We start from the raw sequence: 13,664 nt of genomic DNA, 5'->3' as shown, positions 1-13,664 counted from the left end.
GGTGAGTGCGGCCCCGTACGGTCAGAGCTGATTCTCGAAGGTCGCCACGCCGCCCTTCGCGGCCGCCTCCGGGATCCGGGCCCTGGCGGCCGCGTCGCCGTACAGCGCCCAGCGCAGGAACTCCGTCGAGGCCGAGGTCGACGCCTCGAAGTCGGCGCCCTGGGTGACGTGCCCGCCCTCGGTGACCGACAGCATCGCCCGCGACCACGGCACCGCCTGGAACACCGTGTGCCCGGCACGATGGGTGACCGTGGTGTCCCGGCGGCCGTGCACGAAGAGCAGCGCCGCGCTCGGCCCGGTGAACGGCGTGCCCTGGAAGTCGGTGCCCGCGAACACCACACCGGCCTTGAGACGCTCGTCACGCCGGGCGCTGAACAGCCCCACGGTGGTGATGCCGCCCGCGGAGTGCCCGGCCGCCGCGACCCGCGCCGGGTCGACGAGGGCGGCCACCGGGTGACCGGGGGCGAGCAGCGTGTCGAGCACGAAGGAGGCGTCCGCGGGCTGGTTGACGATGTCCGACGGGTCGAGCCTCTCCGCGCCGTAGGAGGTGTGCGGATACTTCGGCGCCGCGACCACGAAGCCGGCCTGTGCCCAGCGGGCCAGCAGCGCGGCGTAACCCTCCGGATAAGACGTGAGCCCGTGGCTGAACAGCACCAGGGGGAAGCGCCCGGGCGCGCTCGGCGCGTCGTCGACCGGGGCCGGGGTGGCCGGCGCGGTGCCCGCGGCCGGGTAGTGGACCGTCGTCGGCAGGGCCCGGTCGCCCCGGCTGAGCGACAGGACCCGGCGGCCCAGCGGGTACGCCTGCGCGGGCGCGGCACCCGGTGCGGGCACGTACGGCGCCGTGACCGGCCGGGGCGTCAGCGAGGACGCGGCGGTCGAGCCGAGGATGGGCGCGGCCGAGGCCGAGGGGGTGGCCGAGGCGGCCGAGGAGACCGCGGGAGCGGAGGTGCCCGGCGGCGGAGGGCTCGGCGGCGTGGTCCCGGCCGTGCAGGCGGCCAGTCCTCCGGCCCCGGCGGCGCCGGCCAGCCCGAGCAGCAATGTCCGTCTACGCATGGTGACCAGTGTGCGGCGTCTTCCTGAAATGACCTTGAGAGCGCGGACGAGCCGTAAATCACATTCGGTGACCCCGGCGCCGGAGCACGGCCGGTCCGGCGCGCGCCCGAATATGCTCCGGCTCATGACGCACAGGCCTGTGAGAATCGGGCTGCAACTGCAGCCGCAGCACGCGGACTACCCGACGATCCGGCGTACGGCCGCCGAGGCGGAGGAGCTCGGCGTCGACGTCCTGTTCAACTGGGACCACTTCTATCCGCTCTACGGCGATCCCGACGGACCGCACTTCGAGTGCTGGACCATGCTCGGCGCCTGGGCCGAGGCGACGTCACGGGTGCAGATCGGCGCCCTCGTGACCTGCAACAGTTACCGCAACCCCGACCTGCTCGCCGACATGGCGCGCACCGTCGACCACATCAGCGACGGCCGGCTCATCCTGGGCATCGGCTCCGGCTGGTTCGAGAAGGACTACCGGGAGTACGGGTACGAATTCGGCACCGCCGGCGGCCGCCTGGACGCCCTCGCCGAGGCCCTGCCCCGCATCGAGACCCGCCTCGGCAAGCTGAACCCGCCGCCGACGCGGCACATCCCCGTGCTCATCGGCGGCGGCGGGGAGAAGAAGACGCTGCGGCTGGTCGCCAAGCACGCCGACATCTGGCACAGCTTCGGCGACGCCGACACGCTGCGCCACAAGCTGGGCGTCCTGCGGCAGCACTGCGCCGACGCCGGGCGCGACATCGCCGAGATCGAGATCTCCAGCGGAGTGCAGGCGGACAGCAAGCCGGAGGCGGCGGCGGGCCTGCGCGAGCAGGGCGTCTCCCTGTTCACGCTGGGTATCGGCGGACCGAAGCCGGACCTCGCCCCGCTGCGGGACTGGCTGGCCTGGCGCGACGAGCAGAACGCCTGACACCCGGCGCGGGCGTGCCCCGCACCGCTCGGTGCCGGGCACGCCGGCGCCGTTCCGCGCCGTCAGACGACCAGGTCGAGCAGCAGGACGCAGGCGAAGCCGGCCACCGAGATGACGGTCTCCATCACCGACCAGGTCTTGACGGTCTGCCCCACGGTCATCCCGAAGTACTCCTTGACCAGCCAGAACCCGGCGTCGTTGACGTGTGAGAAGAACAGCGAGCCGCAGCCGATCGCGAGGGCCAGCAGCGACACCTCGGGCCGGTCCAGGGTCGCGGCCAGCGGCGCGACGATGCCGGCGGCCGTGATGGTGGCGACGGTGGCCGAGCCGGTGGCGACCCGGATGCCGACCGCGACGAGCCAGCCCAGCAGCAGCGCCGAGATGTCGGCCTCCCGCGCCGCGTCCGCGACCACGGTGCCGACACCCGCGTCCACCAGCACCTGCTTGAAGCCGCCGCCCGCGGCGACGACGAGCAGGATGCCGGCGATCGGCGGCAACGCCCCGCCGATCACCGACGAGGTCTGCGCGCGGCCGAAGCCCGCCCGCTTCCCGAGCGTCCACATGGCCAGCAGCAGCCCGGCGAGCAGCGCCACGACCGGATCGCCGAGCACCTCGAAGGCCGTCCGGAGCGTCCCGGCGTCCAGGGTCAGCTCGGCGACCGCCCGCAGCAGCATGAGCACGACGGGCAGCAGCACGGTGAGCACCGCGGGCCAGAAGCCCGGGCGGCGGCGCCCGGCGGGCAGGCCGGCGTCCACGAGCGCGTCGGGCTCGCGGGACCCCGCGTTCGCCAGGTCGTCGCGGTCGACGAAGTCCTGCCCCGCGGCCGGGCCGGCACCGCGCCCGTCGCCGGCCGCCGTCAGCACCCCGGCCGGCACCGCGAGCGGAACCCGCCGGGCGATGAAGCCGCCGAAGATCGGGCCGGAGACGATCACCGTCGGAATCGCGCAGACCAGGCCGAGCGCCAGGGTCAGCCCGAGGTCGGCGTTCAGGCTGGAGATCGCGACCAGCGGGCCGGGGTGCGGCGGCACCAGGCCGTGCAGCACCGACAGCCCGGCCAGCGCCGGGATGCCGATCCGCAGCAGCGGCACGTCGGTACGCTGCGCGACCAGCAGCACGATCGGCACCAGCAGCACGACGCCGACCTCGAAGAACAGCGGCAGCCCGACGAGCGCGGCGACGCCCGCCATCGCCCAGGGCAGCGCCGGACCGGAGACCCGGCGCACGATCGAGGCGACGATCCCGTCCGCCCCGCCCGACTCGGCCAGCAGGGCGCCGATCATCGAGCCCAGCGCGATCAGCAGCCCGACGCTGCCGACCGTGCTGCCGACGCCCGCCTTGAACGAGGTGATCGTGTCGCCGGGCGCGGCGCCGGCGACGATCCCCAGCACGCCCGCGCCGAGGATCAGGGCGAGGAACGGGTGCCACTTCGCCCAGGCGATGAGCAGGACGACCGCCGCGATCCCGAGCACCGCGGCGAGGACGAGTCGGCCGGTGCCGGCGGAGGTGATCGCCTCCGCGGCCAGCACCGGGGCGGCATGCGCTGTCATGGGCGGGCCGTACCCGGATCGACGAACTTCGAATCCTGAGACACCGCGGCGAAAATCGGCGGGCACGCGGCGCCCCGGGAGGGCACCATGGTCGCGTGCCGAGCGAAAACCACGCCGAGTTGCGTCCCTCGTACCCCGTTCGTACCGAACGTCTGCTGCTGCGCCCCCTGACGGAGGGCGACGTGGACTCGCTGCTCGCCTACCGCAGCATCCCGGAGCTCTGCCGCTACGTCCCCTTCGAACCGCAGGACCGCGACGTCGTCCTCGACCGGCTCGCCGGGCCGTGGGCGCGGACCGCGCTGACCGACGAGGGCCAGTCCCTGACGCTGGGCGCCGAGCTGGCCGAGACCGGTCAGCTCGTCGGCGACGTGGTGCTCTTCTGGCACAGCCGGCTGCACCGCGGCGGCGAGATCGGATACATCCTCGACCCGCGCTTCGGCGGCCGTGGCTACGCGACCGAGGCGGCGTCCGCCCTGCTCCGCCTCGCCTTCGAGGAGCTGGGCCTGCACCGCGTCGTCGCGCGCATCGACGAGCGCAACGAGGCGTCCGCGGCGGTGGCGCGCCGGCTGGGCATGCGCCAGGAGGCGCGGCTGGTCCACAACGAGTTCTTCAAGGGCGAGTGGAGCACCGAGCTCGACTTCGCCATGCTGGCCGCGGAATGGCGGGCGGCGCACCCCGCGGGCCACGTGGTGCCGGCGTGACCGGCTTCGCCACCACCCTGGGCCTGCCCGGTCTCGCGGACGTCCACACGCACTTCCTGCCCGAGCGCATGCAGCGCCGCGTCTGGGCGCACTTCGACGAGGCGGGCCCGCTGATCGGCCGGCCGTGGCCGATCACCTACCGGGGCACCGAGGCCGAGCGGGTGGCCGAGCTGGGCCGGCTCGGCGTGCGGGCCTTCTCCGCGCTCGCGTACGCCCACCGCCCCGGCATGGCCGCCGACCTCAACGACTGGACGCTGGGCTTCGCCGAGCGCACCCCGGGATGCCTGCCGAGCGCGACGTTCTTCCCGGAGCCGTCGGCGGCCCGCGACGTCCGCACGGCGCTGGAGCGCGGCGCCCGGATCTTCAAGCTGCACCTGCAGGTCGGCGGCTTCGACCCCCGCGACGAGCGGCTCGACCAGGCGTGGGGCCTGCTCGCCGAGGCCGGCACGCCGGTGGTCGTGCACGCCGGTTCCGGCCCGGTCGCGCACGGGTTCACCGGGCCCGGCCCGATCGGCGAGGTCCTCGCCCGGCACCCCCGGCTGACGATGATCGCGGCGCACCTCGGCGCCCCCGAGTACACCGGGTTCCTGGAGCTGGCCGAGCGCTACGAGCGCGCCGGGCTGGACACCACCATGGCGTTCACCCGCTTCTTCGAGGACATGGCCCCGTTCCCTACCCGGCTGCTGCCGCGGCTGCGCGACCTCGGACTGGCCGGCAAGGTGCTGCTGGGCAGCGACTTCCCGAACATCCCCTATCCGTACGCCCACCAGCTCGAGTCGCTGGCCGGCCTGGACCTCGGCGACGACTGGCTGCGGGCGGTCTGCTGGCACAACGCGGCCCGGCTTTTCGGCCTGTGACGGCGCGATTCGGCAGGCCCGGCGTGCGCCGGTGTGCGACGATCACAGATCGCGGCTGCGGCGAGGAGGTGAATCGGCGATGAAGAAGGTTGTCGGCTGGATCGTGCTCGCCCTGGTCATCTTCTACATCGGCACCAACCCGGGGCCGGCTGCCGACATCGCGCGCGGCATCGGCGACGGGGTCGCCAACGTGTTCCGCAACATCGGGGTGTTCTTCTCCGACCTGGCGTCCTGACCGCCGTGCGGCTCGTCTGCGTCGGCCTGGCCACCGTGGACCTGGTCCAGCGCGTCGACCGGCTGCCCGGCGTGGACGAGAAGGCGGAGGCCCTCGCGGCGGAGGTCGCCGCCGGAGGCCCGGCCACCAACGCGGCGGTCACGGCGGCCGCCCTCGGCGCCGACGTCACCCTCGTCACCGCGGTCGGCGCCCACCCCCTCGGCGACCTGGTCCGCGCCGACCTCGCCGCGCACGGCGTCGCCCTGCTCGACGCGGCACCGCAGGCCACCACGCCACCGCCGGTCTCGGCGGTCACCGTGCTGGACCGCACCGGCCAGCGGACGATCGTCAGCCGCAACGCGCGCGGCACCGAGGCCGCCGTACCGGAGGACCTCGCACACCTCCTGCACGCCGCGGACGCGGTGCTGGCCGACGGCCATCACCCCGCCCTGGCCCGGGCCGCCGCGCACAGCGGCCGGCCCCTGGTGCTGGACGCCGGCAGCTGGCGCCCGGTCTTCGCCGACCTGCTCCCCCGCGCCGCCTTCACGGCCTGCTCCGCGGCCTTCCGCCCGCCCGGCGACCGGCCGGTCGAGCAGGCCCTGCGCGCACTCGGGGCGAGCCGCGGCGCGATCACCCGCGGACCGGATCCGGTGCAGTGGTGGTCCGCGGACGCGACGGGAGAGATCGAGGTGCCGCGGGTCGAGGCGGTCGACACCGCCGGCGCCGGCGACGCCTTCCACGGCGCGCTCACCGTGGCGCTCGCGCGCGGCGCGGACACACCCGCGGCCGTCCGGTACGCGATCCAGGTGGCCGGCATCCGCGTCCGGCACCGCGGCCCGCGCTCCTGGCTGGCGGCCCTGCGACCGTACGGCTCGTGAACTCCCCTGAGGCCGTATCTGTCGTCGAGGACAGATGGCCTCGGGCCGGGGACAGCTAGGCGTTGCGTACGGCAGGCCGGAATTCGCAGGCTGTGGCCGTCAAGCCGGAACAGCTTCCTGAAGGGAACGTCATGACTCGAAAGAAGGTGCGTCTCGCGCTGGCCGTGACCGCGGTGAGTGTGGGCGCGGCCGTGTCGCCGGTGGCCATCGCGGCCACACCGGCGCAGGCCGCCCAGTGCGTGAACCTGACGGGCCACCGAACGTGGTCCGGGTTCAGCAGGTACGCCGAGGTGCGCAACATCTGCAGCGGCACGTACCGGTTCTCCATCAGACGCTCGGACAACGTGAACATCGGGTGCTACACCATCCAGGGTGGCGTGTTCGCCGACTACGTCTACGCGTACACCTGGGAGAGCGTCACGCCGACCAGGATCGTGTACTGCTGAGACCGGAGTCGACGTGCGCGGCGCTGGAGTCCTTCCGCCGGTGCGACTGTCCCGGATTGTTGTCGTCGCGTTCCGCTGACTCGGGGGCCGGGAAATCGCGTGGTGGGCGGTGCCGGGTGCGGCCTACCCTCGGCGGCATGGTGAAGAGGATGGTGACGACGACGCCGGAGGTTCCCGGCGTCCGTTCGCGCTGATCCTGCCTGCAGCGACGACCTGGCCCCGGGCGAGATGCCCGGGGCCAGGTGCGTTCCGCGGCGTCTCCCCGGCCGTACCGAAGGAGACACACCATGCCCGCCGACCATCGCCGGCTCGGACGTGAGCTCGACATCTTCGACTCCGATCCGCTCATCGGGGCGGGGCTGCCGTTCTGGCTACCCGCCGGCGCCGCCGCCCGCCACGAGGTGGAGTCGTACGTCCGGGACCTGGAGCGCCGCGCCGGGTTCCAGCACGTGCACTCGCCCGTGCTGGCCAAGCGCGAGCTCTACGAGCTGTCCGGCCACTGGGCCCACTTCGCCGGGGACATGTTCCCGCCGCTGCGTCCCGGCGGCGACGACGCGCTGGTGCTGCGGCCCAGCCTGTGCCCGCACCATGCGCTGATCTTCAAGGCGCGGCACCGCTCGTACCGGGACCTGCCGGTGCGGATCGCCGAGATCGGCGCGATGTACCGGGCGGAGCGCTCCGGCGTCCTGGGTGGCCTGTCCCGGGTACGGGCCATCTCCCTCAACGACGGGCACGTGTTCTGCTCGGTCTCCCAGGCCGGCGCGGAGGTGGCCGCGGCGCTGCGGCTGATGGGGGTGGCGCACACCGCCTTGGGGCTGCGCGTCTCCTCGTACCGGCTGTCGCTGCGCGGCGGCGACGGCCGGTACGCCGGCGGCGACGAGGCGTGGCACGCGGCCGAGCGCGTGCTGCGCGGGGCGCTCGACGCCGCGGGCGTGCCCTACGCCGAGGCTCCCGGCGAGGCGGCGTTCTACGGGCCGAAGATCGACGTGCAGGTCGCCGACGCGGCGGGCCGGGAGTCCACCCTGTCCACCGTTCAGCTCGACTTCCACCAGCCCGCGCGGTTCGGCCTCTCCTACGCGGACGCCGCCGGCGGCCGGGCCCGGCCGGTGATGGTGCACCGCAGCCTTGTCGGCTCGTTCGAGCGGCTGTTCGCGCATCTGGTCGAGGTCCACGCGGGCGCCCTGCCGCCCTGGTACGCGCCGGTCCAGCTGGTCGTGCTGCCGGTCGCCGCCGCGCAGGACGCGGCGGCCGCGGCGTTCGCCCGGGACGCGGTCGCCGCGGGGCTGCGCGCCGAGGTGCGCCACGACGGCTCGCTCGGCGCGCGGATCCGGGAGGCGGCCGGGCGCAAGGTGCCGTACGTGGCGGTGATCGGCGCGCGGGAGGCCGCGGGCGGCGAGGTGGCGATGCGCCTGCGCGACGGCAGGCGGCTGGCCGCCCGGCCCGGCGCCGACGCGATCACCGGCATGGCGGCGGTCGTGGCGGCGCGGGCGCCGGATGTCTAGCCGAGGGCGTCGAGGACACGCTTGTGGTGCGCGTCCAGCTCCTCGCCGCTGATCCCGGAGTTGACCTTGGCGAAGTCGAAGTCGGCCATCTCCCGCGCGGGGAAGACGTGCACGTGCGCGTGCGGCACCTCGAAGCCGGCGACCACCAGGCCCACCCGCGGCGCGTCGAACGCCCGCTTGAGCGCGGCGCCGACGGTGTGCGCCACGGTCATCACGTGCGCCAGCAGGCCGGGTTCGAGGTCCGTCCACTCGTCCACCTCGGCGCGCGGGACGACCAGGGTGTGCCCGGGCGTCAGGGGCGCGATGGTGAGGAACGCGGCGACCTGGTCGTCGGACCACACGATCCGGCCGGGCAGCTCGCCGTTGATGATTCTCGAGAAGATCGTCGGCACTGCGGGAACCTTCCTGTGGGCACCGGGTGTCGGTGCGTCCATGACATCACGTCACCGGCACCCGGCGTACCACCGGGCTCAGGCGATCCGCACGAGGTTCTTGCCGACGGCGTCGCCGCGCAGCATGGCGAGGAAGGCCTCCGGGGCCGTCTCCAGGCCCTCGAAGAGGGTCTCGCGGTGGCGGATGGTGCCGTTCGCGAGCAGCGGCGCGACCTCGCGGACGAACTCGTCGCGCAGGTCGCCGTGGTCGCTGACGAGCATGCCGCGCATGGTCAGGCGCTTGGCGATGAGCATCGCGAGGTTGCGGGGCGCGGGCGCCGGCTCGGTGGCGTTGTAGACGCTGATCATGCCGCAGACGCAGATCCGGCCGTGCACGTTCAGCGCCGAGATCGCCGCCTCGAGGTGGTCGCCGCCGACGTTGTCGAAGTAGACGTCGATGCCGCCGGGCGCGGCCTCGCGCAGCTGCTCGCGCACGGGCGCGTCGTGGTAGTCGAACGCCGCGTCGAAGCCCAGCTCGTCGCGCAGGTAGGCGACCTTCTCCGCCGAGCCGGCACTGCCGATCACCCGGGCCGCGCCCCGATGCCGGGCGAGCTGGCCGACGACCTGGCCGACGGCGCCGGCGGCGCTGGAGACGAAGACGGTGTCGCCGGGCTTGAACTCGGCGCTGCGCAGCAGGCCGGCGTACGCGGTCAGCCCGGTCATGCCCAGCACGCCCAGGTAGGCGCCGAGCGGCGCCACCGCGGGGTCGACCTTCGCCGCCGAGGTGGCCGGCACCAGCGCGTACTCGCGCCAGCCGAGGCCGTGCAGGACGGTGTCGCCGGGCTTGAAGCCGTCGGCCCCGCTGCTGACCACCTCGCCCACCGCGCCGCCCTCGAGCGCCTTGCCGAGCGCGTACGGCGGCACGTAGGACTCCCGGTCGTCCATCCGCCCGCGCATGTACGGATCGACGCTCATCAGCAGGTTGCGCACGAGGATCTGGCCCTGCTGCGGGTCGGGCACCTCGGTGCGGGCGATCTCGAACGTGTCGGCGGTCGGCCAGCCCTGGGGCCGGGCGGCGAGGCGGATCTCGGTGGAAAGAACGCTCATGATCCGACCCTAGACCGCGATCCCGGCCGCCCGGGCCCGCCACGGGGCCCGGGCGACGAAGATCATGATCACACGGTACGGGCCAGCCGGTCGGCGAGCAGCTTGGCGAAGCGCGCCGGGTCGGCCAGGTCGCCGCCCTCGGCGAGCAGGGCGGTGCCGTACAGCAGCTCGGCGGTCTCGGGCAGGTCCGCGGCGCCGGCGTCCCGGGCGTACGCGTCACGCAGGCCGGTGACCAGCGGGTGCTCCGGGTTGAGCTCGAGGATGCGCTTGACCTTCGGCACCTGCTGCCCCATCGCCTTGTACATCTTCTCCAGGGTCGGGGTGATGTCGTCGGCGTCGCTGACCAGGCAGGCGGGCGAGGTGGTGAGCCGGGTGGACAGGCGCACCTCCTTGACCTCCTCCAGGGTCTCGCCCAGCCACGTCAGCAGCGGCGCGAACTCCCCGGTCTTCTCCTCGCTCGGCTTGTCGTCCGAGGGCAGGTCGACGGAGCCGCGGGCGATGGACTGCAGCTTCTTGCCGTCGTACTCGGGAACGGCGTCGACCCAGATCTCGTCCACCGGGTCGGTGAGCAGCAGGACCTCGTACCCCTGGGCCTTGAAGGCCTCCATGTGCGGGGAGTTCTCGACCTGGGCCCGGCTCTCGCCGGTCATGAAGTAGATCTCCTCCTGGCCCTCCTTCATCCGCGAGACGTAGTCGGCGAGGGTGGTCGGCTCGTCGCCGGCGGTGGTCGCGAACGAGGAGACGTCCAGGATGGCCTTGCGGTCGTCGGCCTCGCCGAGCAGGCCCTCCTTGACGGCGCGGCCGAACTCGCGCCAGAAGGTGCGGTACTTCTCCGGGTCCTTGGTCATGAGGTCCTTGATGGTGGACAGGACCTTCTTGGCGAGCCGGCGCCGGATCATCTGGATGTGCCGGTCCTGCTGGAGGATCTCGCGGGAGATGTTCAGCGACAGGTCGGCGGCGTCCACGACACCCTTGACGAACCGCAGGTAGTCGGGGATCAGCTCGCGGCTGTCGTCCATGATGAACACGCGCTTGACGTAGAGCTGGATGCCCCGGCGCCCGTCGCGCTGGAAGAGGTCGTGCGGTGCCCGGGACGGGATGAACAGCAGCGCCTCGTACTCGAAGGTGCCCTCCGCCCGCAGATTGATGATCTCCAGCGGGTCGGTCCAGTCGTGGCTGATGTGCCGGTAGAACTCGGCGTACTCCTCGTCCTTGACCTCGGCGCGGGGCCGGGCCCAGAGGGCCTTCATGGAGTTGAGGGTCTCCGGCTCGCCCTCGCTCTTGACCAGGCGGATAGGGAACGAGATGAAGTCGGAGTACCGCTTGACGATCTCCCGGATCTTCCACTCGTCGGCGTAGTCGTAGAGCGCGTCCTCCTCGTCCTTCGGGCGCAGGTGGACGGTGACCGAGGTGCCGACGGGCGCGTCCGGCACCTCCTCGATGGTGTACGTGCCCTCGCCGGCCGATTCCCAGCGGGTGCCGGTGTCCTCCCCGGCCTTGCGGGTGACCAGGGAGACGTTGTCGGCGACCATGAACGTCGAGTAGAAGCCGACACCGAACTGGCCGATCAGCTCGGCCGACTCCTTGTTCTCCTTGAGCTGGCGCAGCATCTCGGCGGTGCCGGAGCGGGCGATGGTCCCGATGAGCCCCACGACCTCGTCGCGGGACATGCCGATCCCGTTGTCGCGGACCGTCAGGGTGCGGGCGTCGGAGTCGGCCTCGATCGCGATGTGCGGGTCGTCGGCCCTGAGCGTCTCGTCGTGCAGGCCGGCGAGGCGCCGCTTGTCCAGGGCGTCGGAGGCGTTGGAGATCAGCTCGCGCAGGAAGATGTCCTTGTTCGAGTAGATCGAGTGGACCATCAACTGCAGGAGTTGGCGGGCCTCGGCCTGGAACTCCAGCGTCTCGGTGCTCATGTCGTCCCTCCGTGCGTACGGGTGTTGTCCGACGCTGATCGTATGACCCGCCGCCGGGCTACTCGAACGGGTCGCCGGTGGGCACGGCGGGCGGCCAGTCCATCGAGCCCGGTCCGGGCAGGCCGCCGGTGCCGGGGGCCCACGGGAAGCCGTGGTCGTCGTCGGCCTGGGGCGAGGACTTGGCCGGCTCCGGCCGGGCGGGCTCCGGCCGGGCCGGCTCCGGCTCGGCCGGAGCCGGCGTCGTGGCGGGCGTCGTGGCGGGCGTCGTGGCGGGCGTCGTGGCGGGCGTCGTCGGTGTGGTGGCGGGCGTCGTGGTGGGGGTCGCGGGCGCGGTGGTGGCGGGTGTCGTGGCCGGGGTGGTGGCGTGCGGCAGGGGCCGCTGCGGGGCCGGCCGGGAGGTGGCCCGCGTCGGCGTGGGCACCGGCGGCTCCGCCGCCGGGGGCGAGAACGCCGGCGGCCGGGGGCCGGGGGTCGTGCGCTGCGGCCGGGCGGTGGTCGCCGCGGGGGTGGTGCCGGGCACCGCGGCCGGGTGCGCGGTCGTCCCGGGCGGCGGCGCCGGAGTCAGCGTGAGGATCCGCGACGGCGCCCGGTCCGGCGCGCCGGTCTGCCGGGACGGCGCCCCGCCGGGAGCCCGCCGGGCCGCCGGGCCGAGCTCCTGCTCCGCTCCCGCCGCGACCGCCTGCTCGCGGGGCGCCGCCGTGCCGCCGCGTCCGTTGTCGGCGCCGCCGAGCACGACGGCTCCCGTGCCGGAGGCCAGGCACACGACCGCCATGCAGCCGATGAGCTGCTTTTCCCGCCTCGTCAACTCAACCATGAAATGGTCATACAGGCATGAAGGTGACACCGCGGTCGGTTCAGCGATATTTCCCTCCGTGTCGCAGGTCGCCGGATTCGGCCGGCTTCACTTTCCGTGAGTCTTGCCGACGGGCAACTACTCTGGGTATTGTCGGTCTTCCCCTCCGGCGGCACCGAGCTGCGCACACTTGCAGGAGATATCGTGAAGTTGAGCGAGGTCGCCATGGCCGCCGCTATCACCGTCAGTATCGCCGGCGTCTCTTACGCAACGCTGAACACCCGGAGCGTCACCAGCGCCGCGACGGAGGTGGCCGCGCAGGCTTCCTGCCAGGCCGTGGACGAGGCGATCGTCGCGTACGAGGCACGCCACCACGCCGCGCCGACGCGGATCGCGCAGCTGAAGCCGTTCGTGAAGGGCGACGTGTCCGCCTACCGCATCACCGGCGGCAGGGCGGCGGGGCCCGGCTGCTGACTTCGTGCTCGCCGGGGCGACCGGCGGACGACTCAGCACCTGCCTGCCGGGCGCGTTCGATCTCGGGGCTCGCGTGAACCCACGCGAGTGAATGGGCCGGGCCCTTTACGACCGCCGGGCACCCTCCGTAGCGTCGGTACTCAGTGCAACGATTCCGTAACGCTCGGAGGAACTATGCGCCGTACCGCCGTCCTCACCGGATTCGTCCTCGCCGCGCTCTGGGTCGCCACGCCCGCGCAGGCCTTCGCCCACAACGCCGTGCACCATGCCGGCCTGCACGCCCTGCTCGACGGCCTGACCCTCGCGGTCGCCTCCGCGCCGGTATGGACGGCGCTGCTCTGGCGGGGGCCGCACCGGCTGGCGCTCGCCGCGCTCATCGCCGTCGTGCAGATCCCGGTCGCCGTCGTCGGCTTCGTGCCGATCGTGCACCCGTACCTGCATCTGACGCTGTTCGTGCTCGCCCTGAGCCTGACCGGCGTCTCCCTGCACCTGGCCCGGCGCGGCACGGTCAGCGCGCCGGCACCGGCCCGCGATCGACGGTGACCCACTGCCCGGTCGGCGCCCGGACCGCCAGCCCCGACACCGGGTCGTCCGGCGCCGCACCGGAGCGCAGCACCCGCACCACCGGGCAGCCCGCGGTCTCCGGATGCCAGAATCCGGCCGGGTCCCGGACGGCCGACCACCGGCAGTGCTCCTCGTCGGTGAAGCCCCAGGCCATCAGCAGCTCGCGACCGTCCATCGAGTACCGGCCCGCGGAGGCGACCCGCTCGCCGTCGGGCCGGTGGAAGAACTCGGCGCGCAGGCCGGGCACGGGCACGCCCTCGAACGCGGCGTCGGTGACCGTCCGGTGCGGGGTGTAGGAGTCCAGGTCGGGCAGCGGCACGGATCGACCCTGCCACGC

16 protein-coding genes are annotated in these 13,664 nt (G+C 73.5%); 9 read left to right on the top strand and 7 right to left on the bottom strand.

Features of this window, described 5'->3' with window-relative positions; genetic code table 11:
- Positions 1 to 21: 21 nt before the first annotated feature.
- On the bottom strand, positions 22 to 1,053 hold the full coding sequence (locus tag IEY99_RS15535; RefSeq protein WP_189203803.1) for an alpha/beta hydrolase family protein: 1,032 nt from the start codon (positions 1,051 to 1,053) through the stop codon (positions 22 to 24).
- Positions 1,054 to 1,177: 124 nt separating this feature from the next.
- Between IEY99_RS15535 and IEY99_RS15530 the strand changes: the two genes are divergently transcribed.
- Positions 1,178 to 1,960 (top strand): LLM class F420-dependent oxidoreductase, encoded by a 783-nt coding sequence (locus IEY99_RS15530; RefSeq protein ID WP_189203802.1) that lies wholly within the window; start codon positions 1,178 to 1,180, stop codon positions 1,958 to 1,960.
- 62 nt (positions 1,961 to 2,022) lie between these two features.
- On the opposite strand, the gene IEY99_RS15525 is transcribed toward IEY99_RS15530, so the two are convergent.
- On the bottom strand, positions 2,023 to 3,507 hold the full coding sequence (locus tag IEY99_RS15525) for a GntP family permease (RefSeq protein WP_189203801.1): 1,485 nt from the start codon (positions 3,505 to 3,507) through the stop codon (positions 2,023 to 2,025).
- Between the two features lie 95 nt (positions 3,508 to 3,602).
- Here IEY99_RS15525 and IEY99_RS15520 point away from each other — a divergent pair, with 95 nt between their 5' ends.
- The 6 genes from IEY99_RS15520 to thrS all read left to right on the top strand — a co-directional run bounded on the left by IEY99_RS15520 (position 3,603) and on the right by thrS (position 8,105).
- Complete coding sequence (locus IEY99_RS15520) at positions 3,603 to 4,208, top strand: GNAT family N-acetyltransferase (protein WP_229798745.1); 606 nt, start codon at positions 3,603 to 3,605, stop codon at positions 4,206 to 4,208.
- Positions 4,166 to 5,065, top strand: a complete 900-nt coding sequence (locus tag IEY99_RS15515; RefSeq protein ID WP_189203800.1) for an amidohydrolase family protein — start codon at positions 4,166 to 4,168, stop codon at positions 5,063 to 5,065. The genes IEY99_RS15520 and IEY99_RS15515 overlap by 43 nt, the downstream gene beginning before the upstream one ends.
- A 79-nt stretch (positions 5,066 to 5,144) precedes the next feature.
- On the top strand, positions 5,145 to 5,300 hold the full coding sequence (locus tag IEY99_RS15510; protein ID WP_189203798.1) for a hypothetical protein: 156 nt from the start codon (positions 5,145 to 5,147) through the stop codon (positions 5,298 to 5,300).
- Between the two features lie 5 nt (positions 5,301 to 5,305).
- Positions 5,306 to 6,157: a PfkB family carbohydrate kinase gene (locus IEY99_RS15505; protein ID WP_189203796.1), complete on the top strand. Its 852-nt coding sequence runs from the start codon at positions 5,306 to 5,308 to the stop codon at positions 6,155 to 6,157.
- A 131-nt stretch (positions 6,158 to 6,288) separates the two neighbouring features.
- A complete protein-coding gene (locus IEY99_RS15500; protein WP_189203794.1) occupies positions 6,289 to 6,603 on the top strand; it encodes an alpha-amylase inhibitor in 315 nt (104 codons plus the stop codon).
- 287 nt (positions 6,604 to 6,890) lie between these two features.
- Positions 6,891 to 8,105 carry a threonine--tRNA ligase gene (thrS, locus tag IEY99_RS15495; RefSeq protein ID WP_189203792.1) on the top strand — a complete coding sequence of 405 codons (1,215 nt, stop codon included), beginning with the start codon at positions 6,891 to 6,893 and terminating at the stop codon, positions 8,103 to 8,105.
- On the opposite strand, the gene IEY99_RS15490 is transcribed toward thrS, so the two are convergent.
- The 4 genes from IEY99_RS15490 to IEY99_RS15475 all read right to left on the bottom strand — a co-directional run bounded on the left by IEY99_RS15490 (position 8,102) and on the right by IEY99_RS15475 (position 12,301).
- Positions 8,102 to 8,497 (bottom strand): HIT family protein, encoded by a 396-nt coding sequence (locus IEY99_RS15490; protein WP_189203790.1) that lies wholly within the window; start codon positions 8,495 to 8,497, stop codon positions 8,102 to 8,104. The genes thrS and IEY99_RS15490 overlap by 4 nt on opposite strands.
- A 78-nt stretch (positions 8,498 to 8,575) precedes the next feature.
- Positions 8,576 to 9,586, bottom strand: a complete 1,011-nt coding sequence (locus IEY99_RS15485; protein WP_373293379.1) for an NADP-dependent oxidoreductase — start codon at positions 9,584 to 9,586, stop codon at positions 8,576 to 8,578.
- Positions 9,587 to 9,651: 65 nt separating this feature from the next.
- Positions 9,652 to 11,496 carry a molecular chaperone HtpG gene (gene htpG, locus IEY99_RS15480; protein ID WP_189203786.1) on the bottom strand — a complete coding sequence of 615 codons (1,845 nt, stop codon included), beginning with the start codon at positions 11,494 to 11,496 and terminating at the stop codon, positions 9,652 to 9,654.
- 58 nt (positions 11,497 to 11,554) lie between these two features.
- Positions 11,555 to 12,301 (bottom strand): hypothetical protein, encoded by a 747-nt coding sequence (locus IEY99_RS15475; RefSeq protein WP_229798741.1) that lies wholly within the window; start codon positions 12,299 to 12,301, stop codon positions 11,555 to 11,557.
- A 105-nt stretch (positions 12,302 to 12,406) separates the two neighbouring features.
- Here IEY99_RS15475 and IEY99_RS15470 point away from each other — a divergent pair, with 105 nt between their 5' ends.
- Together IEY99_RS15470 and IEY99_RS15465 are read left to right on the top strand one after the other, a co-directional pair.
- Positions 12,407 to 12,763 carry a hypothetical protein gene (locus IEY99_RS15470; protein WP_229798738.1) on the top strand — a complete coding sequence of 119 codons (357 nt, stop codon included), beginning with the start codon at positions 12,407 to 12,409 and terminating at the stop codon, positions 12,761 to 12,763.
- 174 nt (positions 12,764 to 12,937) lie between these two features.
- On the top strand, positions 12,938 to 13,306 hold the full coding sequence (locus IEY99_RS15465) for a hypothetical protein (protein WP_189203782.1): 369 nt from the start codon (positions 12,938 to 12,940) through the stop codon (positions 13,304 to 13,306).
- Here the strand turns inward: IEY99_RS15465 and IEY99_RS15460 are convergent.
- On the bottom strand, positions 13,272 to 13,646 hold the full coding sequence (locus tag IEY99_RS15460) for a hypothetical protein (protein ID WP_189203780.1): 375 nt from the start codon (positions 13,644 to 13,646) through the stop codon (positions 13,272 to 13,274). The two genes, IEY99_RS15465 and IEY99_RS15460, sit on opposite strands and share 35 nt — an antisense overlap.
- Between the last annotated feature and the right edge of the window lie 18 nt (positions 13,647 to 13,664).

Source organism: Couchioplanes azureus, assembly GCF_014648355.1.
Lineage (GTDB): Bacteria > Actinomycetota > Actinomycetes > Mycobacteriales > Micromonosporaceae > Actinoplanes > Actinoplanes azureus.
This window is presented reverse-complemented; position numbering and strand designations above follow the sequence as displayed.

Bases quoted from the DNA above. Each gene is read 5' to 3' on its own strand.
- IEY99_RS15465 (WP_189203782.1), top strand. From the start codon at position 12,938: ATGCGCCGTACCGCCGTCCTCACCGGATTCGTCCTCGCCGCGCTCTGG.
- IEY99_RS15535 (WP_189203803.1), bottom strand. From the start codon at position 1,053: ATGCGTAGACGGACATTGCTGCTCGGGCTGGCCGGCGCCGCCGGGGCC.
- IEY99_RS15525 (WP_189203801.1), bottom strand. From the start codon at position 3,507: ATGACAGCGCATGCCGCCCCGGTGCTGGCCGCGGAGGCGATCACCTCC.
- IEY99_RS15530 (WP_189203802.1), top strand. From the start codon at position 1,178: ATGACGCACAGGCCTGTGAGAATCGGGCTGCAACTGCAGCCGCAGCAC.
- IEY99_RS15515 (WP_189203800.1), top strand. From the start codon at position 4,166: ATGGCGGGCGGCGCACCCCGCGGGCCACGTGGTGCCGGCGTGACCGGC.
- IEY99_RS15510 (WP_189203798.1), top strand. From the start codon at position 5,145: ATGAAGAAGGTTGTCGGCTGGATCGTGCTCGCCCTGGTCATCTTCTAC.
- thrS (WP_189203792.1), top strand. From the start codon at position 6,891: ATGCCCGCCGACCATCGCCGGCTCGGACGTGAGCTCGACATCTTCGAC.
- IEY99_RS15500 (WP_189203794.1), top strand. From the start codon at position 6,289: ATGACTCGAAAGAAGGTGCGTCTCGCGCTGGCCGTGACCGCGGTGAGT.
- htpG (WP_189203786.1), bottom strand. From the start codon at position 11,496: ATGAGCACCGAGACGCTGGAGTTCCAGGCCGAGGCCCGCCAACTCCTG.